General features: G+C 61.9%; 22 protein-coding genes. 13 read left to right on the top strand and 9 right to left on the bottom strand.

Features of this window, described 5'->3' with window-relative positions; all coding sequences use genetic code 11:
- Nucleotide 1: 1 nt before the first annotated feature.
- Together ACOI7D_RS00815 and ACOI7D_RS00810 are read left to right on the top strand one after the other, a co-directional pair.
- Nucleotides 2-796, top strand: coding sequence for an ABC transporter ATP-binding protein (locus ACOI7D_RS00815; protein WP_017900863.1), 795 nt, complete (start codon nt 2-4; stop codon nt 794-796).
- A complete protein-coding gene (locus tag ACOI7D_RS00810; protein ID WP_109547467.1) occupies nt 793-2292 on the top strand; it encodes an HAL/PAL/TAL family ammonia-lyase in 1500 nt (499 codons plus the stop codon). Before ACOI7D_RS00815 ends, ACOI7D_RS00810 begins: the two co-directional genes overlap by 4 nt.
- Nucleotides 2293-2321: 29 nt before the next feature.
- Here ACOI7D_RS00810 and sapF read toward each other — a convergent pair whose 3' ends face one another.
- The 6 genes from sapF to ACOI7D_RS00780 all read right to left on the bottom strand — a co-directional run bounded on the left by sapF (nt 2322) and on the right by ACOI7D_RS00780 (nt 8851).
- Nucleotides 2322-3131 (bottom strand): putrescine export ABC transporter ATP-binding protein SapF, encoded by an 810-nt coding sequence (gene sapF, locus ACOI7D_RS00805; RefSeq protein ID WP_004203898.1) that lies wholly within the window; start codon nt 3129-3131, stop codon nt 2322-2324.
- Between the two features lies 1 nt (nt 3132).
- Nucleotides 3133-4125, bottom strand: a complete 993-nt coding sequence (sapD, locus tag ACOI7D_RS00800; protein ID WP_023289349.1) for a putrescine export ABC transporter ATP-binding protein SapD — start codon at nt 4123-4125, stop codon at nt 3133-3135.
- Nucleotides 4125-5015, bottom strand: coding sequence for a putrescine export ABC transporter permease SapC (gene sapC, locus ACOI7D_RS00795; RefSeq protein WP_004151901.1), 891 nt, complete (start codon nt 5013-5015; stop codon nt 4125-4127). The genes sapD and sapC overlap by 1 nt, the downstream gene beginning before the upstream one ends.
- Complete coding sequence (gene sapB, locus ACOI7D_RS00790) at nt 5002-5967, bottom strand: putrescine export ABC transporter permease SapB (RefSeq protein WP_017900865.1); 966 nt, start codon at nt 5965-5967, stop codon at nt 5002-5004. Before sapB ends, sapC begins: the two co-directional genes overlap by 14 nt.
- Entirely contained in the window at nt 5964-7607 is a 1644-nt protein-coding gene (sapA, locus tag ACOI7D_RS00785; RefSeq protein WP_023289350.1) for an ABC transporter substrate-binding protein SapA, read from the bottom strand. The genes sapB and sapA overlap by 4 nt, the downstream gene beginning before the upstream one ends.
- Before the next feature lie 335 nt (nt 7608-7942).
- Nucleotides 7943-8851 (bottom strand): SDR family oxidoreductase, encoded by a 909-nt coding sequence (locus tag ACOI7D_RS00780; RefSeq protein WP_072199081.1) that lies wholly within the window; start codon nt 8849-8851, stop codon nt 7943-7945.
- Nucleotides 8852-8958: 107 nt separating this feature from the next.
- Between ACOI7D_RS00780 and ACOI7D_RS00775 the strand changes: the two genes are divergently transcribed.
- Nucleotides 8959-9801: a helix-turn-helix transcriptional regulator gene (locus ACOI7D_RS00775; protein WP_060591009.1), complete on the top strand. Its 843-nt coding sequence runs from the start codon at nt 8959-8961 to the stop codon at nt 9799-9801.
- Here ACOI7D_RS00775 and ACOI7D_RS00770 read toward each other — a convergent pair.
- Nucleotides 9768-12089 carry a helix-turn-helix domain-containing protein gene (locus ACOI7D_RS00770; RefSeq protein WP_109547466.1) on the bottom strand — a complete coding sequence of 774 codons (2322 nt, stop codon included), beginning with the start codon at nt 12087-12089 and terminating at the stop codon, nt 9768-9770. The two genes, ACOI7D_RS00775 and ACOI7D_RS00770, sit on opposite strands and share 34 nt — an antisense overlap.
- 171 nt (nt 12090-12260) lie before the next feature.
- Here ACOI7D_RS00770 and ACOI7D_RS00765 point away from each other — a divergent pair, with 171 nt between their 5' ends.
- Both ACOI7D_RS00765 and ACOI7D_RS00760 read left to right on the top strand, forming a co-directional pair.
- Nucleotides 12261-13430, top strand: a complete 1170-nt coding sequence (locus ACOI7D_RS00765; RefSeq protein ID WP_023289354.1) for a M20 aminoacylase family protein — start codon at nt 12261-12263, stop codon at nt 13428-13430.
- Between the two features lie 25 nt (nt 13431-13455).
- A complete protein-coding gene (locus ACOI7D_RS00760; RefSeq protein ID WP_050533916.1) occupies nt 13456-14847 on the top strand; it encodes an MFS transporter in 1392 nt (463 codons plus the stop codon).
- Here the strand turns inward: ACOI7D_RS00760 and pspF are convergent.
- Nucleotides 14838-15827, bottom strand: coding sequence for a phage shock protein operon transcriptional activator (gene pspF / locus ACOI7D_RS00755; RefSeq protein ID WP_072199080.1), 990 nt, complete (start codon nt 15825-15827; stop codon nt 14838-14840). The two genes, ACOI7D_RS00760 and pspF, sit on opposite strands and share 10 nt — an antisense overlap.
- A gap of 152 nt (nt 15828-15979) precedes the next feature.
- Between pspF and pspA the strand changes: the two genes are divergently transcribed.
- The 6 genes from pspA to ACOI7D_RS00725 all read left to right on the top strand — a co-directional run bounded on the left by pspA (nt 15980) and on the right by ACOI7D_RS00725 (nt 20092).
- Entirely contained in the window at nt 15980-16648 is a 669-nt protein-coding gene (gene pspA / locus ACOI7D_RS00750; RefSeq protein ID WP_004203910.1) for a phage shock protein PspA, read from the top strand.
- 55 nt (nt 16649-16703) lie between these two features.
- Complete coding sequence (gene pspB, locus ACOI7D_RS00745) at nt 16704-16928, top strand: envelope stress response membrane protein PspB (protein ID WP_023289357.1); 225 nt, start codon at nt 16704-16706, stop codon at nt 16926-16928.
- On the top strand, nt 16928-17287 hold the full coding sequence (pspC, locus tag ACOI7D_RS00740) for an envelope stress response membrane protein PspC (RefSeq protein ID WP_004203911.1): 360 nt from the start codon (nt 16928-16930) through the stop codon (nt 17285-17287). Before pspB ends, pspC begins: the two co-directional genes overlap by 1 nt.
- Before the next feature lie 28 nt (nt 17288-17315).
- On the top strand, nt 17316-17534 hold the full coding sequence (gene pspD / locus ACOI7D_RS00735) for a phage shock protein PspD (RefSeq protein WP_002901915.1): 219 nt from the start codon (nt 17316-17318) through the stop codon (nt 17532-17534).
- A 102-nt stretch (nt 17535-17636) separates the two neighbouring features.
- Complete coding sequence (locus ACOI7D_RS00730) at nt 17637-19034, top strand: YcjX family protein (RefSeq protein WP_109547465.1); 1398 nt, start codon at nt 17637-17639, stop codon at nt 19032-19034.
- Nucleotides 19031-20092: a YcjF family protein gene (locus tag ACOI7D_RS00725; RefSeq protein WP_023289359.1), complete on the top strand. Its 1062-nt coding sequence runs from the start codon at nt 19031-19033 to the stop codon at nt 20090-20092. Before ACOI7D_RS00730 ends, ACOI7D_RS00725 begins: the two co-directional genes overlap by 4 nt.
- Before the next feature lie 99 nt (nt 20093-20191).
- On the opposite strand, the gene ACOI7D_RS00720 is transcribed toward ACOI7D_RS00725, so the two are convergent.
- Nucleotides 20192-21061: a LysR substrate-binding domain-containing protein gene (locus ACOI7D_RS00720; protein ID WP_223825673.1), complete on the bottom strand. Its 870-nt coding sequence runs from the start codon at nt 21059-21061 to the stop codon at nt 20192-20194.
- Between the two features lie 143 nt (nt 21062-21204).
- Here ACOI7D_RS00720 and ACOI7D_RS00715 point away from each other — a divergent pair, with 143 nt between their 5' ends.
- Nucleotides 21205-22518, top strand: coding sequence for a 6-phospho-beta-glucosidase (locus ACOI7D_RS00715; protein ID WP_109547464.1), 1314 nt, complete (start codon nt 21205-21207; stop codon nt 22516-22518).
- A gap of 172 nt (nt 22519-22690) precedes the next feature.
- Nucleotides 22691-24232, top strand: coding sequence for a transcriptional regulator TyrR (gene tyrR, locus ACOI7D_RS00710; protein WP_023289362.1), 1542 nt, complete (start codon nt 22691-22693; stop codon nt 24230-24232).
- Nucleotides 24233-24289: the final 57 nt, after the last annotated feature.

The raw sequence follows: 24289 nt of genomic DNA, 5'->3' as shown, positions 1-24289 counted from the left end.
GATGCTCGATTCACGTCCGGTGACCTTATCGGTCAGCGATATTCATAAGTCCTTTGGCTCCCTGGATGTCCTGAAGGGGATCACCATCCAGGCGCAGCAGGGCGATGTCATTTCGATCCTCGGCGCCAGCGGATCCGGTAAAAGTACGCTGCTGCGCTGCATTAACCTGCTGGAAACGCCCGATGCCGGAGTGGTCAGCGTCGGCGGCGAGACGATTGAAATGAAGCATCATGCCCGTGGGCATCGGCTGGCGGCGAACCCCCGGCAGATAGAGCGCCTGCGCTCGCGGCTGGGGATGGTCTTCCAAAGTTTTAACCTCTGGTCGCATATGACGGTTCTGCAGAATGTCATTGAGGGGCCGCATTATGTGCTCAAACGGGACAAACGAACCTGCATTGAACAGGCTGAGCAGTTGCTGGAGCGAGTGGGGATGTTGAACCGAAAGGATTTCTATCCTGCGCAGCTCTCCGGCGGCCAGCAGCAGCGCGTGGCGATAGCCCGCGCGCTGGCCATGGAGCCGGACGTCATGCTCTTTGATGAACCTACCTCCGCGCTGGATCCCGAACTGGTCGGCGAGGTGCTAAAGGTGATGCGCAGCCTGGCGGAGGAGGGACGGACGATGCTGGTGGTCACCCACGAGCTGGGATTCGCCCGCCATGTTTCCAACCGGGTGGTCTTTATGCACCAGGGGACGATTGACTGCGACGGTGCGCCAGAGGCGCTGTTTGGCAGCCAGGGGTCCGCGCGCTTCAAGCAATTTATCTCCAGCCACCAACAGCCAGGACAGGTCGTATGAAAATGATCCAGTGGGGCGATGCGCCGATACGCTGGCAGGAGGTGGCTTGCGTTGCCCGGGGCGAGGCGACCTTGAGCCTCAGCGACAGCGCCTGGTCGCGTATCGCGCAAGGGCGGGCGATTGTCCAGCATATCGTTAAAGCCGGCCAGGTAGCCTATGGGATCAACACCGGGCTGGGGGCGCTGTGCAATATTACGCTGCCGGAAGCGCAGCTACACCAGCTGTCGCGCAATACGTTGCTCAGCCACGCCTGCGGGGTGGGACCGTTGCTGGAGGTCGCCCCAACCCGGGCAATTATGTGCGCCGCGGTGGCCAATTTCAGCCACGGTAAATCCGGGATCTCCGCCGGGATAGTGCAGCAGCTGTTGGCGTTTTTGCAGCATGGCGTCACCCCTCAGGTGCCCTCCCAGGGGTCAGTTGGCTATTTAACGCATATGGCGCACATTGGCCTGGCCCTGATGGGGGTTGGCGATGTGCTCTGGCAGGGGCGAACGTGGTCAGCGGCAGAGGTCCTGTCGCAGCTAGATCTGCAGCCCATCGCGCCGGGAGCGAAAGAGGGGCTGAGTCTGGTCAACGGTACGCCGTGCATGACCGGTCTGGCCTGTCTGGCGTTAGACGACGCCGAGCGCTTAATGAACTGGGCCGATGTCACCGGCGCGATGAGCTTTGAAGCGCTTCGCGGCCAGCTTGTTGCATTCGATGCCGAGATCCTGGCGCTGAAAGCCAGCCCCGGGATCCAGACCAGCGGCCAGCGGCTGCGTGAGCTACTGGCGGACAGCCGTCTGCTGGCCGAAAATGAAGGACTTCGCACCCAGGATGCGCTAAGCCTTCGCTCGATGCCTCAGGTGCATGGCGCCTGCCGGGATCAGTTTAGCCACGCGCAGACGCAGATAAATATCGAACTCAACGCCTGTACTGATAATCCGCTGATCCTGGGAACCGTTGAGCAGTGGCGGGTGGTCTCCCAGGCGCATCCGCACGGCGAATCGGTGGCGATGGCCTGCGATTTGCTGGCCATTGCCATGGCTGAGCTGGGCGCCATCGCTGAACGACGCCTTGACCGGCTGGTGAATCCTCTGGTGAGCGGGTTGCCGGCGTTCCTGGTCGCCCGACCGGGCGTGAATTCAGGCATGATGATTGCCCAGTACGTCGCCGCATCGTTGTGCGCGGAAAACAAGCAGCTGGCGCAGCCGGCGGTGCTGGATAATTTTGTTACCTCGGGTCTGCAGGAGGATCATTTAAGCCTGGGCACCGGCGCAGCGCTGAAACTGCAGCGCCTGCTGGGCAACCTCTATCAGATCCTGGGCATCGAATATTTACTCGCCGCCCAGGGGCTCGATTTTCACGAGCCGCAGAAGCTGGCGGCGGGCACGCGCCGGGCGCGAGACCTGCTGCGCGAAAGCGTGCCTGGCTGGGAGGACGATCGCTGGCTGGCGCCGGACATCGCCAGCGCGGTGGCCATCCTTAAGCGAACCGCTGGCCACGCGCCAGCGTGAGGTCTGCGGGCGAGGTGAATGAGACGGGGCTATTTGCCGTCTTTGCGCCAGGCGTCGGCGGTGAGAGCCTCACCGAAGTGGCCGGCGATCAGGCGTCGTGTCAGGTCGTGCAGCGGTGAGGCCAGCACATCGGCGGTGCTGCCGCGCTCAACCACTTCCCCGTTATGCATCACCAGCACCTGATCGCTGATGTGCTTCATCATTCCCAGGTGCTGGGTGACATAGATGTAAGAGATACCCTGTTTCTCCTGCAGCTCCAGCATCAGGTTGATGAGCTGGGAACGCATCGACATATCCAGCGAGGCCAGCGCCTCATCGCAGACGATGACCTTCGGGCGCAGGATCAGCGCCCGGGCGAGGCCAAGACGCTGCTTCTGACCCGGGGCCAGCATATGGGGATAGTAGCTGACGTGGTCCGGCAGCAGGCCGACCATGCGCAGGGTGTCGATGATCTGTTTCTGCCGCGCTTCGGCGTCGAGGTCGGTATTCAGCCGCAGCGGAAAATCGAGGATCTGCGAGATGCGCTGGCGCGGGTTTAGCGACGTCGACGGATCCTGAAAGATCATGCGAATCTTCTGGCTGCGGTAGGAGTAATCCCCGAAGGTCAGCGGATGGTCATCGATCAGCACCTCGCCGCTGGTGGGCTCCACCATGCCGGCCAGCATCTTCGCGAGGGTGGATTTTCCGGAGCCATTCTCGCCGATAATCGCCAGCGTCTGCCGTTCGCGCAGGGTAAAGCTCAGCGGCTTAACCGCCTCCACCGTCTGGCGGTGAAACCAGCCGGTGCGATAGCGAAAGGTCTTACTGAGTTGGCGCACTTCCAGCAATGTTTCGACCATTTCACTCTTTCTCCATGTTCAGCGGGAAATGACAGGCGTACAGGTGATTGCGCGCCCCGGTAAGACGCGGGGTTTCAATACACTCGCGCTGGGCGTACGGGCAGCGCGGCCCCAGCCGACAGCCGATGGGCAGCTGCTCCAGCAGCGGTATCGCCCCCGGCAGGGTGTTGAGACGGCTTTTATGCGGCATGGCGCTGCCAAAATCCGGGATCGCGCGGATTAACGCCTGGGTGTAGGGGTGATGCGGCAGGGTGATCAGCTCTTCGCTGGGCCCGCTCTCCACCGTCTGCCCGCAGTACATGACGTTGATTTTATCCGCCCATTTGCTGAGCATCTGCAGATCGTGGCTGATCAGCAAAATGGTGGTGTTGTTGTTCTGGTTGAGCCGCGTCAGCAGGCGGATAATCTGCGCCTGCGTCGTGGGCTCCATAGCGTTAGTCGGTTCATCGGCGATCAGCAGGCGCGGCTGGTTGGCCAGGGCAATGGCAATCATCACCTTCTGGCACTCGCCTTCGGTCAGCTGATAGGGGAAGCTGCGCATGGCGTCTTTGTGATCTTTAATCCCGACGCGGTGCAACAGCTCGATGGCCCGACGTTTACGCCAGCCCAGCCGCTGCCACCAGCGGCCCTTGTAGGTCCAGCCAGGGATACTCTGGATCAGCTGCTGGCCGATGCGCTCAGAGGGGTCGAGGCACGACTGGGGCTCCTGGAATATCATCGACACGTTGTGGCCGATCAGTTTCCGGCGCTCGCGGTTCGACAGCCGCAGCAGATCGATGTCGTCGAAACGCATGCGGTCGGCCGTGACCCGCCAGTTGTCTTTTGTCACGCCGCAGATAGCTTTGGCGATCAGGCTCTTCCCGGAGCCGGATTCCCCCACCAGGCCACGGATTTCGCCTTCGGTCAGGGTCAGGCTGACGCGGTCGACGGCTTTTACCCAGCCTTCGTTGGTTTTAAATTCGATGGTTAAGTGACGAATATCGAGTAACGGCATTATTCTACCCCGGCAATGATCGCCCGGCGAATACCGTCGCCCAGCAGGTTGACCAGCAGTACGCTGAGCATAATCGCGGCCCCGGGCAGCATCACGGTCCACGGCGCAACATAGATAAGCTCCAGCGCATCGCCCAGCATCGCTCCCCATTCCGGCGAAGGCAGCTGAGCGCCGAGGTCAAGAAAGCCCAGCGCGGCGATATCCAGAATAGCCATCGACAGGGCGCGGGTGATCTCGGTCACCAGGCCGGAGGCGATATTGGGCAGGATGGCGAACAGCAGAATATTCAGCGTCGACGCGCCGTCGAGGCGGGCGGCGATGATGTACTCTTTCTCCAGCTCATCGTGGACCATGCTGTAGACGGAGCGCACCATGCGCGGCAGCAACGCCAGCCAGACGGCAAACATCGCATGGCTGAGGTGCGGCCCGGCAAAGGCGACGACGATGATCGCCAGCAGCAGCGAGGGGATGGAGAGCAGGGTATCGAGGATATGGTTCATCACCGCCGAGCGCAGGCCGTGGGTCGATCCGGCAATGACGCCCAGCACCAGGCCAAACAGCGTGGCGCCGAGGGTGACGACAAAAGCGCCGCCGACGGTCGGCGCCGCGCCGCTCAGCAGTCGGCTGAGCACATCGCGCCCCAGGTCATCGGTTCCGAGGAAGAAAGAGACTTCCCCATAGCGCGACCACGATGGCGGCAGCAGCTGGTAGCCGAGGAACTGCTGGTCGATGCCGTAGGGGGCGAACCAGCCGCCGAAGACGCAAAGCAGCAGCAGCCCCGCGCAGCCGTACAGGCCGATCATCGCCGTGGTGTCGCCATAGAATTTACGCCATACGGTGCGCAGCGCGCCGGGCGGACGCTTTTCCAGATAAACGCTATCGTAGGGCATACCATTCCTTATGTTTCAGTGGGTTAGCCATGGCACCGAGAATATCGGAAATCACGTTGACAATAATCACCAGAGCGCCAATCACCATCACTCCGGCGGAGATCGCCGCGTAGTCCTGCTGACGAATGGCGTTGATAAGCCACCGGCCCAGCCCTGGCCAGCTGAACACCATCTCCGTGATCATCGCCAGGGTGAGCATGGTGGAAAACTGCAGGCCGAGGCGCGGGATCACCGGCGGCAGGGCGTTGTGCAGCACGTGGCGCAGTAAAATTTTGCGTCGCGAGACGCCGCGGGTGGCGGCCGCCTTGACGTAGTTGGTGTCATAGACTTCGCTGGTGCTAATGCGCATCAGGCGGATCACTTCGGTAGTGGGGGCTACCGCCAGGGTCAGCACCGGCAGCACCATATGCCGGGCGGCGCTGACGATCATCTCATGGCGCCACGGCGAGTCCGAAAGCCAGGCGTCAATCAGCGCGAAACCGGTGACGTTTTTCACCTCATACAGCAGGTCGAAGCGGCCGGAGACCGGAAGCCAGCCGAGGGTCAGGGAGAAGAAAAGGGTCAGGAGCAGCGCCAGCCAGAAGACCGGGATCGAGAAACCGACCAGCGCGACGGCGCTGATCAGGGTATCGGGCCATTTGTTGCGCATCACGCCGGCGATCATCCCCACCGGAATGCCAATCAGCAGGGCAAAGCCGAAGGCGAGGATGCACAGCTCCATGGTCGCCGGGAACACCTCGCGCAGCTGCTCGGAAATCAGCTGGCCGTTAATGCTGGAGACGCCAAAATCCCAGTGCAGCACCCCTTCAAACCAGAACAGCCATGCATTCCACAGGGTCGCGCCCTGCAGCGGGGCATGGGGAGTGAAGTAGCTCAGGCTGAAGCCGACAAAGGTCAGAAAAAAGAGGGTGACCAGCAACAGCAGCAGACGGCGCAGGGTAAAAATAATCATGGTTTTTTCACCTCTTCGGTTTTCTCCCGCGATACGCCAGCGAACGAAGCGTTACCGAAGGGGCTAAGCACTAGGCCTTTCATATCATAGCGATAGGCCTGCAACCGCAGCGATGAGGCCAGCGGCAGGACCGGCAGTTCACGAGCGAGGATGCGCTGGGCCTCTTTGTAAGCGTCCATCCGCGAGGAGAGCTGCTGCGAGAGCAGCGCTTTTTGCAGCACGTCATCGAATTCCCGGTTACACCAGTGGGCGAAGTTGGTTTGCGAGGCGATCGCCGCGCAGCTCAGCAGCGGCCGGAAGAAGCTGTCCGGATCGTTACTGTCCGTCGCCCAGCCGGAGAGCGTCAGGTCATGGTTCATGTCCATCAGCCGCGCCTCCTGGAAGCGCCCCTCCACCGGCATGATGATCACCTTGACGCCAATCTGCGCCATATCCGCCTGGATCAGCTCTGCTGTTTTCAACGGGCTGGGGTTCCACGCCTGCGAGCTGGTGGGAACCCACAGCTTGAGGGTCAGATTTTCCAGCCCCAGGGCCTTCAGCCGGGTGCGTGCCTCCTGGGGATTATATTCGGTAATCTTAGCGTCGTTATCGTAGGCCCACGAGGCGCGCGGCAGCATCGACGCCGCCGTCTCCGCGGTGCCATAGTAGATAGACTGCATCAGGCGCTGGTTGTTAATGGCCAGCGCCAGCGCGTGGCGCACCTCCGGGTTGTCCAGCGGCGGCTTGGCGGTGTTGAAGGCCAGCCAGGCAATGTTCATCCCCGGACGCAGCGTCAGGCGCAGGCGCGGGTCGTCACGCAGGATCGTCAACTGGCTGGCGGCCGGCCAGGCCAGCACGTCGCATTCGCCGGTCAGCAGTTTCGACAGGCGGCCGGTTCCACCGGAGCCGAGGTCGACCACCACCTGCGGCATCAACGGTTTGCCGCGCCAGTAGCCGGGGTGGCGCTGCAGGCGAACATACTGCCCGGAGCGGTACTCAGACAGCTGGAACGGGCCGGTGCCCACCGGCTGGCGATCAAGCTGTTCCTGACGATCGTCCTGCGTTAAGCGGGCGGCATATTCGGCGGAGGTAATCGACGCATAGTGGGTGGCCAGATGCCAGAGGAATGATGCATCCGGCCGCTTGAGGCGAAACTCCACGGTCTGATTATCGAGCTTGCGGACGCTCTCCACGCTGTCAGCAAACTGCAGGCTGTCGAAGTAGGGGAAGCTGCTGCCGTTGACGTTGTGCCAGGGGTGATCGCGGTTAAAAATGCGGCCAAAGGTGAAAATCACGTCATCGGCGTTGAAATCCCGCGTCGGGGAGAACCATGCCGTGCGTTGAAACGGGACGTGGCGGCGCAGGTGAAAGCGGTAGGTGGCGCCGTTATCGAGGACTTCCCAGCTCTCCGCCAGCTCGGGGACCAGCCGATAGGTATAAGGGTCGACGTCAAGCAGGCGATCGTAGATCTGCGCGGCCAGCGTATCGACGATCAGGCCGCTGCTCACTTTCTGCGGATTAAAGGTATTAACCTGGCCGCTGACGCAATAGACGAAACCGCTGTCGCGAATATCGGCGCGGTCGGGGAGCGCAGGGGCGGCAAAAGCCTGCCCACACAGCAGGGAAACCGCTGCCAGGAGAGATGACAATTTCAGGCGCATATTTTCTGTTTGATTATAGAGTTGAACTCTATCTTATTAAGATTCATAGACATTCACCACCGCCTTCAACAAGCCTGAGGGATAATGCGGTTACCGGGTGCGTATAGTATTCAGTCAATTGATTAAAATAGTCGCGGAACCGAGTCTGTATAATGAAACATGGTAACTTTTTATCGCCGATATCGCCAGTCAGCTCTGTTTGGCCGCGGTTGACCAGACGGTGGAAGCGACGCTAACGCCGGGGATAAATTCAGTATAGCGGGGAGAAAGCAGAGGGTCCGACGGGCGGCTAATCCTACCCGTCGGGTGTCATACAGGGGGGGGAACGTTTTCGCTTATCGTGACAACGTCACTTTTTGATAATCCATATCCCGTAAATCCTCCAGCAGCCCGGGGCCGACCGGCTGCCACTGCAATCGCTCGCGAGTCCATGCCGAGCTGGCGCGCAGGTCAAGGGCGGTAAAGGGGGCAAACCAGCCGAACCAGGCGTCAGCCTGGGCTTCATCCAGCTGGGTCAGCGGCAGATTTAAGCCCCTGGCGATGACTGCGGCAATCTCCCGTAATGCGATCCCCTCTTCAGCCACCGCATGGTAGCGCTCGCCCGCAGCGCCCTGCAGCAGGGCGCTGACGTACAGGCGCGCGACGTCATCGACATGAGCGGCGGACCAGCGGTGGTTCCCCGCGCCGCGCAAGGCCACCGCGCCGCTGGCGACCGCGCGTTCGATATAGCTGGTCAGCAGCCCCTGGCGCGCGGTGTCATGCACCTGCGGCAGGCGAACGACCCGGACGTCCACTCCCGCCTCCAGCAGCTGCTGGCCGGCAAGTTCTGAGGCGGTCCGCGGGCTGGGGTGCGCGGCGTTAAAGCACGACTCGCGGGCCGGGGCGCCGCTCCCGTCGTCGCCCATCAGCGTGCCGGAGGTGATGACCAGCGGCCGCGCGCTGCCCCGCAGCGCCTGGCCCATGGTGAGGATCGCCTGGCGGTCTTTCTCGCAGTTGGCGGCAAAGCGGCTGAAGTCGTGGTCGAAAGCGGTATGGATCACCGCGTCGGCGCTCTCGACGCCCGCCAGCAGCGAATCGGGGGCGTCCAGCGTGCCGCGGCGCACCTCGACCCCTGCCGCTTCCAGGGCCTGCGCCGTGGCGTCGCTGCGCACGAGGCCGATAACCTGATGGCCCGACGCCTGCAGCGCCGGAAGAATACGCGAGCCGATAAATCCGCTCGCGCCGGTAAGAAATATACGCATTATGAACCTCCTGAACGGGTTATCAGGCGTATCCTACCCGCGATGTCATACTATAAAAGTAGAGACATTATCGGGGTATAAATTCTAACAGGCAGACTTACAGGCAGATGATGAACACTTCTGACAATCATGCTTTAGGTGATTTTCTCCGCGCCAGGCGCCAGCGTCTCGACCCGGTAACGTTTGGCTTCCCGGCGGGACGCCGGCGCACGCCGGGCCTGCGCCGTGAAGAGGTCGCCCAGCTCGCCAGCATCAGCCCGACCTGGTATACCTGGCTTGAACAGGGGCGCGGCGGGGCGCCTTCCCGCGAGGTGCTGGAGCGGATCGCCCGCGGTCTTCGGCTGACCACCCCGGAGCGCGAACATCTGTTTATACTCGCCTTCGGCCATCCGCCGCAGACCCGTTTGACGATCACAGATGATATGACGCCGCGGCTGCAGCGGGTGCTCGATGCCTTCGCCATTCCGGCGATTATCCGTACCGCCAGCTGGGACGTGATCGCCTGGAACGCGGCGGCGGCCAGGGTGCTGACCGACTACGGCCAGCTGCCGCTGGCGGAGCGCAACGTGCTGCGCCGCCTGTTTACCCGGCCTGAGGCCCGCTGCACCCTGGAGGACTGGCAGACGGTGGGGCAGCTTATCGTTAATGCCTTTCGCGCCGACGTCACGCGGATGGGCGCCACGACGGAAACTGACCAGCTGATCGCGGAGCTCAGCCAGCAGAGCGTCGAGTTCGCCCGTTTCTGGCAAAGCCACGACGTCGCCGGCCACGGCGAGGGCTATAAGCGCATTCACCACCCGCAGATGGGCCCGCTCGATCTGGAGTTCACCTCTTTTGCCGTGGAGGGCCGCCCCGATCTGTCGCTACTGGTTTTCAACCCGGCGACGACGGAGAGCCAGCGCAAAATTCACGGTTTGCTTCAGGCGTCGGGATCCTCATCGGGGGAGTACTGAGGGGTAAATTCGTACAGGGCCAGGGCGTTGCTCTCCAGCGAGTCGACCCGCAGCCAGTGGCCGTCGAGTCGGGCTTCCTCCACGCTGAGCGCCGGACGGGCCTGATGCATCAGCCATTGATAATCTTCGGCGTCGGGGCCGCTGCGGCTGCGAAAGGCGTCCACCAGCGGGAACAGCGCGCCGTGGTGCTGATCGAAGAGGTGCTGTTTGATGCGCCAGCGGCCCTTGAGCCCCTGCAGCCGCACATTGTACGGCTGGCTGAAGCGTTGAATAAAAGCCGCTTCGCTGGAGAGCCAGGGGTTGTAGACCACCGTATTGCGCAGCAGCAGCTGGTAGTGCCCCTGGTGATGGAGCAGCAGCAGGTTTTTGTCGTGAAACAGGATCTCGCCGCGCAGCCGTCGCCAGAGCCACAGCACCCAGTAAACCGGGCGCGGCAGCCCGTGCAGATAGTGCAGCGCCAGGCTGGAGGTATCCAGCTTGCCGTTGGCGCGGGCTTCGCCCTGGAGGCCGGAGTTTAACCAGAAGCCCGCCAGCCAGACCTGGTCCGCGACCCCCAGCAGATTATCCATCAACAGCGCGCCGCGAAAAAAGCGCCCGTTGGTGTCCCGAGTATCGCCGGTCAGCGTATTCCACGAGAGCAGCCATAGCGGCAGGTTAAGCTGCCGTTGACGCAGGGCGCTGTGGATCTGTCGCAGCTTATGCGCCGGATAGTGCTCGCTGGAGGCCAGACTGCTGCTGTCCGCCTGAGCCAGATCCAGCCGTTCGTTGGCATCCGCCTGGCAGGCGAGAAAATCGGCTTCCGCCAGCAGCGGCGAGTGGAACAGCGGATCGTCCCCGGGCGCGCTGGCGGCAAAGCGGTGCCAGATCCCCAACTGCGGCTGCGGCAGCAGACGGTGAAGAACCTCGTGCTGCTGCCGCCAGGCGGCCTGGCGGGCCGCTTCGCTGGCCTGCGGCGACCAGTGCCAGACAAAGCGCCAGCTGCTGAGCGTCGTCGGTGGAAAATGGTTGGCGGCGAGTTGCAGGAAGCGCTGCAGCAGATCGCTGCGGGTGGTGACCCCGGTATGCAGGATCACCTGCCAGCCCATCGCCGCCAGCCAGCTGAAGATCTGCTGCAGGTTGTACCAGCAGGCGTAGCCAGCCATCTGCGGATCGTCCCAGCCGGTGCCGAACAGGCGGCTGCTGAGAAAGGCATCGTTGATATCAATGGCATACACCGGCAGGGCGCGGTGCAACTGCTCCAGTTCGCGGCGCACGTCCTCCCGCAGCAGATCGTCCAGCTCGCGCACGGTCACCACCATCCGGGTATGGCGCAGCACCGCGGCGCGCGCCGGTCGCTGGTGCAGGTTGATCTCCCGGGTTTGCGGCGGATTGATCAACAGCGGCTGACTCTCCCGGTCGCGTTGTTCCGGCTCGTTAAGGCGGGCGTAGAGCCGGTCCACGGCCACCGGCTGCCAGCGATCGCCCTGCGGCGGGCGCGGTCGGCCCGGCTCCCGGGGGGACCGCTCGCGATACTGGCGCGGCGTCACCCCATGGTGGCGCTTAAACAGGTCGCTCATCATCCGCGTGCTGGCGAACCCCTGCTCGCGGGCAATTTGCTGAACGGGTTTGCGGGTGGTTAACAGCTGATCGGCGGCGTGGCGCAGGCGCAGCGCGGTGAGGTACTGAACAAAACTGACGCCAACCTCCTTGTGAAACAGGCGTGACAGCCAGGCCTCGGAGACAAACTCGGCGGCCGCCACCTCCTGTAAAGAGAGACGGCGCTGATAGTTGGCGTCGATCCGCGCCACTACGCTGGCTATCCTCCGGCTCCATTTTTCAGCATCGCGCCGTGGCGTGAAGGCGATGGGCTGGCTGAAGCGCGTGGCCAGCAGCAGCGCTATCTCACTCAGCCAACGGTTGGCCTCCAGCCGGTAATGGCCGGGATGATTGACCAGGCCGCTCACCAGCAGCTGGCGCATCAGGCGGCGCAGGCCGTCATCGGCATCGCGGGTGCGCGGCGATATCTGGTAGTCGACGGCAAAAAAGGCGTTGTCGAGGCGGGCCAGCCAGCTGGCGGAGAGGGTGAGGATCATCACCGCGTTGCCCCCGGCGCTGCGCAGGCTCCAGCGACGGTTGCGGTTAACGATCGCCAGCCCGTCGACGGCAAGCTGCTGCGGCGCGCCTTCCGCCTCCGCCAGATTTACGCTCCCCTCCAGCACCCACAGCAGCGTCAGCAGATCGCTCTCCGGCTGGCTTAGCTGACGCACATCGCGCACGGTGACGCTAAAGTCGCCTGAATGCTGCTCCACATGGTTCTCCTCTGTAGACAAAAAGCAACCGGTTGTTTTTTGTCATAACCGATATGTATGAAAAACACTCATTCATTTCTCGTCAATATAAAACAAAAAAGCGCGCCTGAAAGCTGTTTCACCCGCATAAACTCGAAAGTGTCGTGTAAACACAACACAGGAATAACAAAAATGACACATCCGTTGCTTGAAGCCTTGCAGGTCAACGAGGCGCAATTTATTGCCTTACGTCGCCGGTTCCACCAGCAGCCAGAGATCGGCTTTGAAGAGCATCAGACCAGCAGCGAGGTCGCCCGACTGCTTGGCGAATGGGGATACGAGGTTCATCGCGGCCTGGCGGGCACCGGGGTGGTGGGTACGCTGCGCGTCGGCCAAGGAAAAAAACGCCTCGGCCTGCGGGCGGATATGGATGCCTTGCCGATGCAGGAGCGGAGCGGGAAGCCGTGGGCAAGCCAGGTTGACGGGCGCTTTCACGGCTGCGGCCATGACGGGCACACCACCACGCTGCTCTACGCGGCTGAATATCTGGCGCGCACCCGCCAGTTTAACGGGACGCTGCAGCTGATTTTCCAGCCCGCGGAAGAGTTGCTGTACGGCGGGCGGGTGATGGTCGAGGACGGTCTGTTTGACCAGTTTCCCTGCGACGCCATCTTTGGCCTGCACAATATGCCGGGTCAGCCGCTGGGTAAAATTGGTCTGCGCGACGGGGCGATGATGGCCTCCTCCGATACGCTGCATATTGAAGTGAAGGGCGTTGGCGGCCACGGCGCGGTACCGGAGCATACGGTGGATGCCACGCTGGTGGCCTGCCATATTACCCTCGCGCTGCAGTCCATCGTCTCGCGCAATATCACCCCGTTTGAGCCAGCGGTCGTGACCGTCGGCAGCATCCAGGCCGGACATGCGCCCAATATCATTAACGATCATGTGTTGATGAAGCTCACGGTGCGCACCCTCAATGAGCAGGTACGCGAGACCGTGCTGCAGCGGATCCATGATATTGCCGTGGCTCAGGCGGAGAGCTTTAACGCCACGGCTACGCTGACCCACGTCAACGGCAGCCCGGTATTACGTAACGATCCGGCGGCCAACGCCATGGTGCGGGAGGTGGCCACAGCGCTGTTTGGCGCAGAGCAGGTGGGCGAGGTGAAGCCGTTTATGGGCAGTGAAGATTTCGCCTTCATGCTGGAGCAGCACCCCCACGGCAGTTATTTCACTATCGGCGCTGGCGACGAGCCGGATCGCTGCATGGTGCATAACCCGGGCTATGACTTCAACGACGCGCTGTTGCTTAGCGGCGCGGCGCTGTGGTGCGGCCTGACGGAACACTATCTGCGTTAATCACCGGAAACGGGAGGGCCATGCAATGAGCACTGTCACCGTAAGCGACACCCCCTATGTCGGCAGCGATCGTCTGCTGGTGGGGATTGTGCTGAGCGTTTTAACCTTCTGGCTGTTTGCCCAGTCGGTGATTAACGTCGTGCCGGCGATGAAAAGCAGTCTTGATATTTCTCTTGAGACCTTAACCCTGGCCGTCAGCCTCAGCGCGCTGTTCAGCGGCTGTTTCGTGGTGGCCAGCGGCGGCCTGGCGGACAAGTTTGGCCGCATGCGAATGACCACCCTCGGGCTGGGGCTGAGCATCGCCGGCAGCGCCATGCTGGTACTGGCCCAGGGGCCGGGGCTGTTCCTCGCCGGCCGGGTGCTGCAGGGGCTGTCGGCGGCGTGCATTATGCCGGCGACGCTGGCGCTGATTAAGACCTGGTACCAGGGGCGCGCGCGTCAGCGGGCGGTCAGCTTCTGGGTCATCGGCTCGTGGGGCGGCAGCGGCCTGTGCTCCTTCGTCGGCGGAGCTATCGCCACCGGCCTGGGCTGGCGCTGGATCTTTGTCTTTTCCATCGCCGTTGCCCTGGCGGCGCTGGCGTTACTGCGCGGCACGCCGGAGAGCCGCAGCGCCAGCGCCAGCCAGCAGAAGCTGGACGTTGGCGGCCTGCTGAGCCTTATCGCCGGGCTGGTGCTGGTGAATCTGTTTATCAGCAAAGGCCACGGCTGGGGCTGGAGCAGTCCGCTGTCGTTGAGCATGCTGGCGGGGGCGCTGATCGCTGGCGCGGTGTTTATTCGCAGCGGGCTGCGCAAAGGCGAGGCGGCGCTGATCGATTTTGCGCTGTTTCGCAACCGGGCGTACGGCGCGGCGGTGCTGTCGAACTTTCTGCTCAACGGGGCGATTGGCACCATGATGATCGCCAGCATCTGGCTGCAGCAGGGGCACCACCTGACGCCGCTGGAGAGTGGAATGATGACCCTCGGCTATCTGGTCACCGTCCTGGCGATGATCCGGGTCGGCGAGAAGCTGCTGCAGCGCTACGGCGCCCGGCTGCCGATGATGGCCGGCCCGGTGCTGACCGCCATCGCCATCGGCCTGATATCCTGCACCTTTCTCGATAAGGCGCTCTATATCGGCGTGGTGTTCGGCAGCAATGTGCTGTTCGGCCTCGGGCTGGGCTGCTACGCCACGCCGTCAACGGATACGGCGGTGGCCAACGCGCCGGAAAACAAAATTGGCGTCGCCTCGGGGATCTACAAGATGGGCAGCTCGCTGGGCGGGGCGATGGGGATTGCCGTGACGGCGTCACTTTTCGCGCTGTTTTTGCCGCTCGGTATGGCCCATGCCGCCCAGTATGCCCTGTGGTTTAACGCCGCCTTATGCCTGGGGGCGATGGCGGTGAGCGCATTGCTGCTGCCGCGCGCCTCTCACAGCTGATGCTTTTTCAGCAGCGCGCGGAGCTGATGATAGGTTAAGCCCAACAGCTCCGCCGCCTGCTTCTGATGATACTTCGCCTGCTGCAGACTCCGCTGCAGCAGGCGTTTTTCCTGCTGTAGCTGAAAATCGCGGAGATCCAGCGGCAGAGCGGGCAGTTCGTCCCCGGACGCGGCCTCCGGCACGGAGGCCGCGGACTGACGGAAAGGGTTGAGGATAATGGCGTCCAGCTCGTGCTCGCTGTCGCCGTGGCGATAGACCGAGCGCTCGACGACGTTCTTCAGTTCACGAATATTTCCCGGCCAGCGGTAGCCGAGCAGCGTGGCGGTGGCTCGTTCGCTGAAGCCGGGAAACAGCGGCAGACCGAGCTCGCGGCACATCTGAATGGCAAACTGGTTGGCGAGCAGCATGATGTCGCTCTGCCGTTCGCGCAGCGGCGGGAGCTGCACCACGTCGAAGGCCAGACGGTCGAGCAGGTCGGCGCGGAAATGGCCTTCCTCCACCATCCGCGGCAGGTCGGCGTTGGTGGCGCACACCAGCCGGACGTTGACCTGCAGCGGCTGGCTGCCGCCCACGCGCTCCAGCTCGCCATATTCAATCACTCTTAACAGCTTCTCCTGCACCAGCATCGGGGCCGTCGCCAGCTCATCGAGAAACAGCGTCCCGCCGTCGGCGCGCTCGAAGCGTCCGGGATGGCGCTTGCTGGCGCCGGTGAAGGCCCCGGCTTCGTGGCCAAACAGCTCCGAATCGAGCAGATTGTCATTCAGCGCCGCGCAGTTCAGCGAGATAAACGGCCCCTGCCAGCGGGCGGAGAGGTAGTGCAGACGGTTGGCGATAAGCTCTTTCCCGGTACCGCGCTCGCCGATGACCAGCACCGGCTTGTCCAGCGGAGCCAGTCTTGAAACCTGTTCCAGCACCTCGAGAAAGCTGTTGGCCTCGCCCAGCAAATTATCCTTGTACTGCGCCATGATGAATTTCGCCATTAAGTAGTGTGATTAACCAGGTGACTGTAGCAATGCCCTGCCTGTTTCGCAACTACTCTGTTTAAAATCAATAAGATAAAAAGTTGGCACGCCATTTGTATTAGCTAAGCCACAGGTGAATGCCTGCAACCAGAACTATGAGGACTGAAATTATGGGTATTTTTTCTCGTTTTGCCGACATCGTGAACGCCAACATCAACTCCCTGCTGGAGAAAGCCGAGGACCCGCAAAAGCTGGTGCGTCTGATGATCCAGGAGATGGAAGACACGCTGGTTGAGGTACGTTCCACGTCGGCCCGCGCGCTGGCGGAAAAGAAACAGCTGACCCGTCGTATTGAGCAGGCGGTCGCCCAGCAGGCGGAATGGCAGGAAAAGGCCGAGCTGGCCCTGCGCAAAGAGAAAGAGGATCTGGCCCGGGCGGCGCTGATCGAAAAACAGAAGCTGACCGACCTTATTGCTCAGCTGGACCACGAAGTGCAGCTGGTGGATGAAACGCTGGCGCGCATGAAGAAAGAGATTGGCGAGCTGGAGAACAAACTCAGCGAAACCCGCGCCCGTCAGCAGGCGCTGGCGCTGCGTCATCAGGCGGCGAGTTCGTCCCGCGATGTGCGTCGCCAGCTGGACAGCGGTAAACTGGATGAGGCGATGGCGCGCTTTGAATCCTTTGAACGTCGCATCGATCAGATGGAAGCGGAAGCGGAGAGTCACCGCTTTGGCAAGCAGCAGACGCTGGATCAGCAGTTTGCCGAACTGAAAGCGGACGATGAAATCAGCGAGCAGCTGGCGGCGTTGAAAGCCAAAATGAATCAGTCCAACCAGTAAGTACGATTGCGCGGCGCGGCGTTGCGCCGCGGCTCACCCCCTGTAAGGAGTACACATGAGCATGCTTTTTCTCGCCATTCCGTTGACGCTGTTTGTGCTGTTTGTTCTGCCGGTCTGGCTGTGGCTGCACTACAACAATCGCGGCGCCAACGGGACGCTGACGCAAAATGAGCAGCAACGGCTGCTGCAGTTGACCGATGACGCGAAGCGGATGCGCGAGCGCATTCAGGCGCTGGAAGCGATCCTGGATGCCGAACATCCGAACTGGAGAGACAAATAATGGCTGGACTGGATCTGAATAAAAAATTGTGGCGTATCCCGCAGCGCGGGATGGTCAAGGGCGTCTGCGCGGGTATTGCTCAGCATCTTGATGTCCCGGTGAAGCTGGTGCGCCTGATTACCGTGCTGGCGATGATTTTTGGCCTCTTTTTCTTCGTCCTGGTGGCCTACATCATTCTGACCTTCGCCCTGGACCCGATGCCGGACAGTGAGCTTTACGGCCACAAAGCGCCGAGCAATGGCGATCTGCTGGCCGCTGTGGATGCCGAACTGGCCTCCGGCGAACAGCGTCTGCGTGAGATGGAACGGTACGTTACCTCCGACACCTTCACGCTGCGCAGCCGCTTTCGTCAGCTGTAAATCCTGTTGTTAACGAGTGAGGCAACGCATGAATAGCAAATGGCAACGCGCCGGGCAGCAGGTTAAGCCCGGCCTGAAAATCGTCGGTAAGCTGGCGCTGCTGACCGCGCTGCGTTATGGCCCGGCGGGCGTTGCCGGCTGGGCGGTCAAATCGGTCGCGCGACGGCCGCTGAAAATGCTGCTGGCGGTGGCGCTGGAGCCGCTGCTCAGCCGGCTGGCCAACCGCGTCACGCGCGGGATGAAATAACGCCGTCGTGGGGAAGGCGCAAAAGGATTAACGTTCTCCTGCTTATCCCCGGCAGATAGCTTATGATGACGAGACACACCTTCAGGGCATAACGGACTGGCGATGAAGCGACTGAAAACTGAATTGAATGCGCTGGTCAACCGCGGGGTTGACCGGCATTTACGGCTGGCGGTGACCGGCCTGAGCCGCAGCGGCAAAACGGCGTTTATCACCGCGCTGGTCAACCAACTGCTGAATATTCACACCGGCGCCCGCCTGCCGCTGCTGAGCGCTGCGCGCGAAGAGCGACTGCTCGGCGTCAAGCGCGTACCGCAGCGGGACTTCGGCATTCCGCGATTCACCTACGATGAAGGGCTGGCCCAGCTGTACGGCCAGCCCCCCATGTGGCCAACCCCGACGCGCGGCGTTAGCGAGATCCGTCTCGCGCTGCGCTACCGTTCCAACGACTCCCTGCTGCGCCATTTTAAAGACACCTCCACGCTGTATCTGGAGATCGTCGACTATCCGGGCGAGTGGCTGCTCGATCTGCCGATGCTGGCGCAGGATTATCTGAGCTGGTCGCGGCAGATGACCGGACTCCTGCAGGGACAGCGTGCGGAGTGGTCGACCCGCTGGCGGCAGTTGTGCGCCGGGCTGGATCCGCTGGCCCCTGCCGACGAGGCCCGGCTGGCCGAGATCGCCGCCGCCTGGACGGATTATCTGCACGCCTGTAAGCGTGAAGGGCTGCACTTTATCCAGCCCGGACGCTTTGTCCTGCCCGGCGAAATGGCCGGCGCGCCGGCGCTACAGTTTTTCCCATGGCCTGACGTCGATGCCGTCGGCGAAGCCAAGCTGGCGCAGGCCGATAAACACAGCAACGCCGGCATGCTGCGCGAACGCTACAAGTACTACTGCGAAAAGGTGGTGAAGGGGTTCTATAAAGAGCACTTCCTGCGCTTCGACCGGCAGATTGTGCTGGTGGACTGCCTGCAGTCGCTGAACAGCGGGCCGCAGGCGTTTAACGATATGCGCCTGGCGCTGACCCAGCTGATGCAAAGCTTCCATTACGGGCAGCGCACCCTGTTCCGCCGGCTGTTTTCGCCGGTCATCGACAAGCTGCTGTTCGCCGCCACCAAAGCCGACCACGTCACGGTGGATCAGCACAGCAATATGGTGTCGCTCCTGCAGCAGCTGATCCAGGACGCGTGGCAGAATGCCGCCTTCGAGGGGATCAGTATGGATTGCCTGGGGCTGGCGTCCATTCAGGCGACCCAGAGCGGGCTGATTGAGCTGAACGGCGAGAAAATCCCCGCCCTGCGCGGCAATCGGCTGAGCGACGGCCAGCCGTTGACCATCTATCCCGGCGAGGTGCCGGCGCGCCTGCCGGGGCAGGCCTTCTGGCAGCAGCAGGGATTTCAGTTTGAAAACTTTCGTCCGCAGGTCATGGATGTCGATCGGCCCTTGCCGCACATTCGCCTCGACGCGGCGCTGGAATTTTTGATTGGAGATAAACTGCGATGAGCGAACCGTTAAAACCGCGGATTGATTTTGATGGCCCGCTGCAGGCGGAAAAAACGCCGCCGCTGAAAAGCGCCCGCGCCTTCGACCGACGGGAAGCCGACAACTTCGCGCCGGCGCTTCTGGTGACCGGCGAAGAGGAAGAGGGGGCGGCAGAGGCGGTGGTGGAATCGGTGCTGCGGCCGAAACGCAGTCTGTGGCGGCGGATGGTCAGCGCTGGCCTGGCGATCTTCGGCGTCAGCGTCGTGGCGCAAGGGGTACAGTGGACCGCCAACGCCTGGCAGACGCAGGACTGGATTGCGCTGGGCGGCTGCGCTGCCGGGGCGCTGATCGTCGGCGCCGGCGTCGGATCGGTGGCCACCGAGTGGCGCCGCCTGTGGCGACTGCGCCAGCGCGCCCACGAACGCGATGAAGCCCGCGATATGCTGCACAGTCACGCGGTCGGCAAAGCGAAATCCTTCTGTGAGAAGCTGGCGCAGCAGGCGGGTCTGGATCAGTCGCATCCGGCGCTGCAGCGCTGGTATGCCGCCATCCACGAAACGCAAAGCGACCGGGAAGTGGTCAGCCTCTATGCCCAGCTGGTGCAGCCGGTGCTCGATGCCCAGGCGCGGCGGGAAATCAGCCGTTCGGCGGCGGAGTCGACGCTGATGATCGCCGTCAGTCCGCTGGCGCTGGTGGATATGGCGTTTATCGCCTGGCGCAATCTGCGGCTGATCAACCGAATTGCCACCCTGTACGGCATTGAGCTGGGGTATTACAGCCGCCTGCGCCTGTTTCGCCTGGTGCTGCTGAATATCGCTTTCGCCGGCGCCAGCGAACTGGTGCGCGAGGTGGGCATGGACTGGATGTCGCAGGATCTGGCGGCCCGGCTGTCGGCGCGCGCCGCGCAGGGCATCGGCGCCGGTCTGCTTACCGCCCGCCTTGGTATCAAGGCGATGGAGCTGTGCCGCCCGCTGCCGTGGATCGCCGATGATAAACCGCGGCTCGGCGATTTTCGTCGCGAGTTGATTGGGCAGCTGAAAGAGACCCTGCAGAAAAGCAAAACCAGTCCGGAGAAGTAACCTCCGCTCAGAGACATCGCCGGGCGGCGGTTTGGCCTTGCCCGGCCTGCGAGGTCGAGTCCAGGCTTGCGCACCTGCCGCGCCGCGGGCAATGTCCGGTCATACGCATTCCGCCGCCAGCCACTCGCTGAAGGCGCGAAAGCGCGGGCGCGAGCGGTTCTCCTGCGGACAAATCAGATCATAGCCAAAGGGAGATTCCGCCTCGTCTTCGGACAAGGCTACCAGTCTCCCGGTGGCGAGCAGCGGCTGGATCAGCGTTTTACGCCCCATCACGACCCCGAGTCCATTCAGCGCCATCTCAATGGCCAGCGAGTGGTTGTTCACCGCGTAATACCGGCCGTCAAAGGGTAACGCCTGTCCGCTTTGCTGGCACCACAGACGCCATTCGGCAAACTGATCCTGCACGTCGGTGGATTCGCAGGCATGGATCCAGACGATCGCCGCCGCGTCGCCGCCGCTCAGCGGGCGATACTGCCGGCGATACTCCGGAGAGCAGACCGGCAGCAAACTTTCCGCCATCAACCGTTGTTGATAAAGATCGGGATAGCGCGTGGCGCCGTAATAAATCGCGAGGTCCACCCGCTCCTCGTTAAAATCCATCACCCCGGCGCGGACGCGAAACTGTAGATTTAGTCCCGGCCACTGGGCCTGGAAGCGGGGCAGACGCGGCATCAGCCAAAGATGGGCCAGGGTCGGCGCAATACCAATATGCAGCGTGCCGCGCAGATCCTGTTCGCGAATATCCTCAATTTCATCGTTAATCGCCCGCAGCGAATGGCTCAACGTCGTCAGCAGGCGTTTGCCTTCCTCCGTCAGCGCCAGTTTACGCGTCATGCGAATAAACAGGCGAAATCCGATATGCATCTCCAGCTTGCGGATCCGATGGCTGACCGCCCCCTGGGTCAGGTTCATTTCATGCGCGGCGAGGGTAAAACTCAAATGGCGGGCGGTCACCTCAAAGGTCTGCAGCAGCGCAAGGATGCTTTGTTGTTCAAGCACAGGTTGTCTCCCTTATGCATTAATTTGCTTCATGCATAGGCCGTTTTAATTCGTTTGTTACGCCAGTTTGGCCGGTTTTAAATAGTTATATCGTAACTAAACCGAGGTATACCATGTCAGGACTCAAAATTGTGGTGATTGGCGGCGGCTCCAGCTACACCCCGGAACTGATTGAAGGTTTGCTTAACCGCTATCACGAGATGCCGGTCGCTTCGCTATGGTTGGTGGACATTGAAGAGGGCAGAGAGAAAGTCGAGATCATCGCCGGACTGGCGCGGCGAATGATCGCCAAAGCCGGGCTGATCATCGAGGTGGTGGCTACCCTGGATCGGGAGAGCGCCCTGCGCGATGCCGATTTCGTCTGCTCGCAGTTTCGCGCCGGCTGCCTTGACGCCCGCATCAGCGATGAACGTATTTCCCTCAAGTATGGCCTGATCGGCCAGGAGACCAACGGCCTTGGGGGCTTCGCCAATGCCTGCCGTACCATTCCCATCGCCCTGGCGATTGCTGCCGATATGGAACGACTCTGCCCTGACGCCTGGCTGCTGAACTTTACCAACCCGTCGGGGATGGTGACCGAAGCGATCCTGCGCCACAGTCGCATCAAAGCCGTCGGCCTGTGTAATGTGCCGGTGATTATGCAAAAAGGGGTGACCACCCTGCTGCAATGCGTTGACGAAAAGGAGGTAGTGATGCAGGTCGCCGGCCTGAACCACTTTATCTTCGTGCGCCAGATCCTGCACAAAGGAAAAGAGTGGCTGCCGGAGGTCATCGCCGAGATCAATGCCGGTCGGGATCCGCTGGTGCCGCGCAACATTCCGCCGTTCCGTTGGCCGTCGCATCTCCTGCAGGGCTTAGGCATGATCCCCTGCGCCTATCTGCGTTATTACTACATGAAGGACGATCTGCTGCGTCAGGAGCTGGCGGAGGCGGGCGGCGAAGGGACCCGTGGCGAAGTGGTTAAGCAACTGGAAAAAACCTTGTTTGAACAGTACAGCGACCCGCACCTCGCGGTTAAACCGAAGGCGCTGGAGGGCCGTGGCGGTCAGTACTATTCCGAGGCGGCCTGCGAGCTGATGAATGCCATCTACAATGACAAGCGCATTATCATGCACGTCAACACGCGCAACAACGGCGCCATCAATGGCCTGCCGGATGACTGTGCGGTGGAGGTCAGCTCGCTGATCACCGCTTCCGGTCCGCTGCCCCTCAACGTGGCGCCGTTCCCTGACGATACCCTGCGTATGCTGCAGCTGATGAAATCTTTCGAACAGCTGACCATCGAGGCCGCCATCACCGGCAACCGCCATACGGCGTGGCGCGCGCTGGTGCTGAATCCGCTGATTGTCAGCGGCGAGAAGCTCGAACAAGCGTTGGATGAAGTGATCGCCCATAACCGCCAGTGGCTGCCTGCCTTCCATGCTTAACCCCCAATTAACCGGCCGGATGGCCGGTTAATTGACCACTGACCGCCTGACTTTACGGCGCAACGCCCATTTTTCCGCCATGCTGTCAATAATTGTTGACAGTTAGCTTCCCGAAAGTCCATTCCTGGCCTATTATTCTCCGGTCATTGGCACTTTTAGGGTGAACACTCCCATGCGTCTTGAAGTCTTTTGTGAAGACCGCCTCGGTCTGACTCGTGAATTGCTCGATTTGCTGGTGCTGCGCGGCATTGATCTGCGTGGTATCGATATTGACCCTATTGGCCGTATCTACCTCAATTTTGCCGAACTGGAGTTCGCCACCTTCAGCAGCCTGATGGCGGAGATCCGCCGTATCGCCGGCGTGACAGACGTGCGCACCGTGCCGTGGATGCCATCCGAGCGTGAACATCTGGCGCTGAGCGCGCTGCTGGTGGCGATGCCGGAGCCGGTGCTGTCGCTGGATACCAAAGGCAGGGTCGAACTGGCCAACCCCGCCAGCTGCCTGCTGTTTGGCCAAAGCCAGGCGAAGCTGCGCAACCATCCGGTGGCGCAACTGATCGACGATTTTAACGTCCAGCGCTGGCTGGAAAGCAGCCCGCAGGAGACGCTGGCGGAGCATGTGGTGGTGAATGGGCAGAACTACCTGCTGGAAGTGACTCCGGTTTATCTGGAAGGGGAGCATAACGAGCGAGTGCTGACCGGCGCCGTGGCGATGCTGCGCTCAACCGTGCGCATGGGACGCCAGCTGCAGACCATGACCAGCCAGGACACCAGCGCCTTCAGCCAGATCCTCGCGGTGGGGCCGAAAATGCGCCACGTGGTGGAGCAAGCGCGTAAGCTGGCGATGCTCAGCGCGCCGCTGCTGATTGTCGGCGACACCGGCACGGGTAAAGATCTGCTGGCGCACGCCTGCCATCTGGCCAGTCCGCGGGCGGGCAAACCCTATCTGGCACTCAACTGCGGCTCCATTCCTGAGGACGCCGTTGAGAGCGAACTGTTCGGTGACGCGCTGCAGGGCAAAAAAGGCTTCTTCGAGCAAGCTAACGGCGGCTCGGTGCTGCTGGATGAAATTGGCGAGATGTCGCCGCGAATGCAGACCAAGCTGCTGCGCTTCCTCAACGACGGCACCTTCCGCCGCGTTGGCGAGGATCATGAAGTGCACGTCGATGTGCGGGTGATCTGCGCGACGCAGAAAAACCTGGTCGAGCTGGTGCAGAAAGGGCTGTTCCGGGAAGATCTTTACTATCGCCTCAATGTCCTGACGCTGTATCTGCCGCCGCTGCGCGACTGTCCGCAGGACATTATGCCGCTGACGGAGCTGTTCGTTGCGCGCTTTGCCGATGAGCAGGGTATCCCCCGACCGAAGCTCTCCGCCGATCTCAGTACGGTACTCACCCGCTACAGCTGGCCCGGCAACGTCCGCCAGCTGAAGAATGCGGTTTATCGCGCGCTAACCCAGCTGGAAGGATTCGAGCTGCGTCCGCAGGATATTTTGCTGCCGGACCACGACGTCGCCTCGCTGCCGGTGGGCGAGGAGGCCATGGAAGGATCGCTGGACGATATTACCCGCCGCTTTGAGCGCTCGGTATTGACCCAGCTCTATCGCAGCTACCCCAGCACCCGTAAGCTGGCGAAGCGGCTGGGGGTGTCGCATACCGCCATCGCCAATAAGCTGCGCGAATATGGTTTGAGTCAGAAAAAGGGCGACGAATAATCGCTGAACGCCGGCGACGCTCGTCGCCGGTATCCCGGCCTGCAAAGCGGGCTAAAC

The organism is Klebsiella sp. C360 (genome assembly GCF_048822415.1).
In the GTDB taxonomy this organism is placed as follows: domain Bacteria; phylum Pseudomonadota; class Gammaproteobacteria; order Enterobacterales; family Enterobacteriaceae; genus Klebsiella; species Klebsiella quasipneumoniae.
The sequence above is the reverse complement of the archived record's forward strand: the minus strand, read 5'-3'. Positions and strand labels throughout refer to the sequence as shown.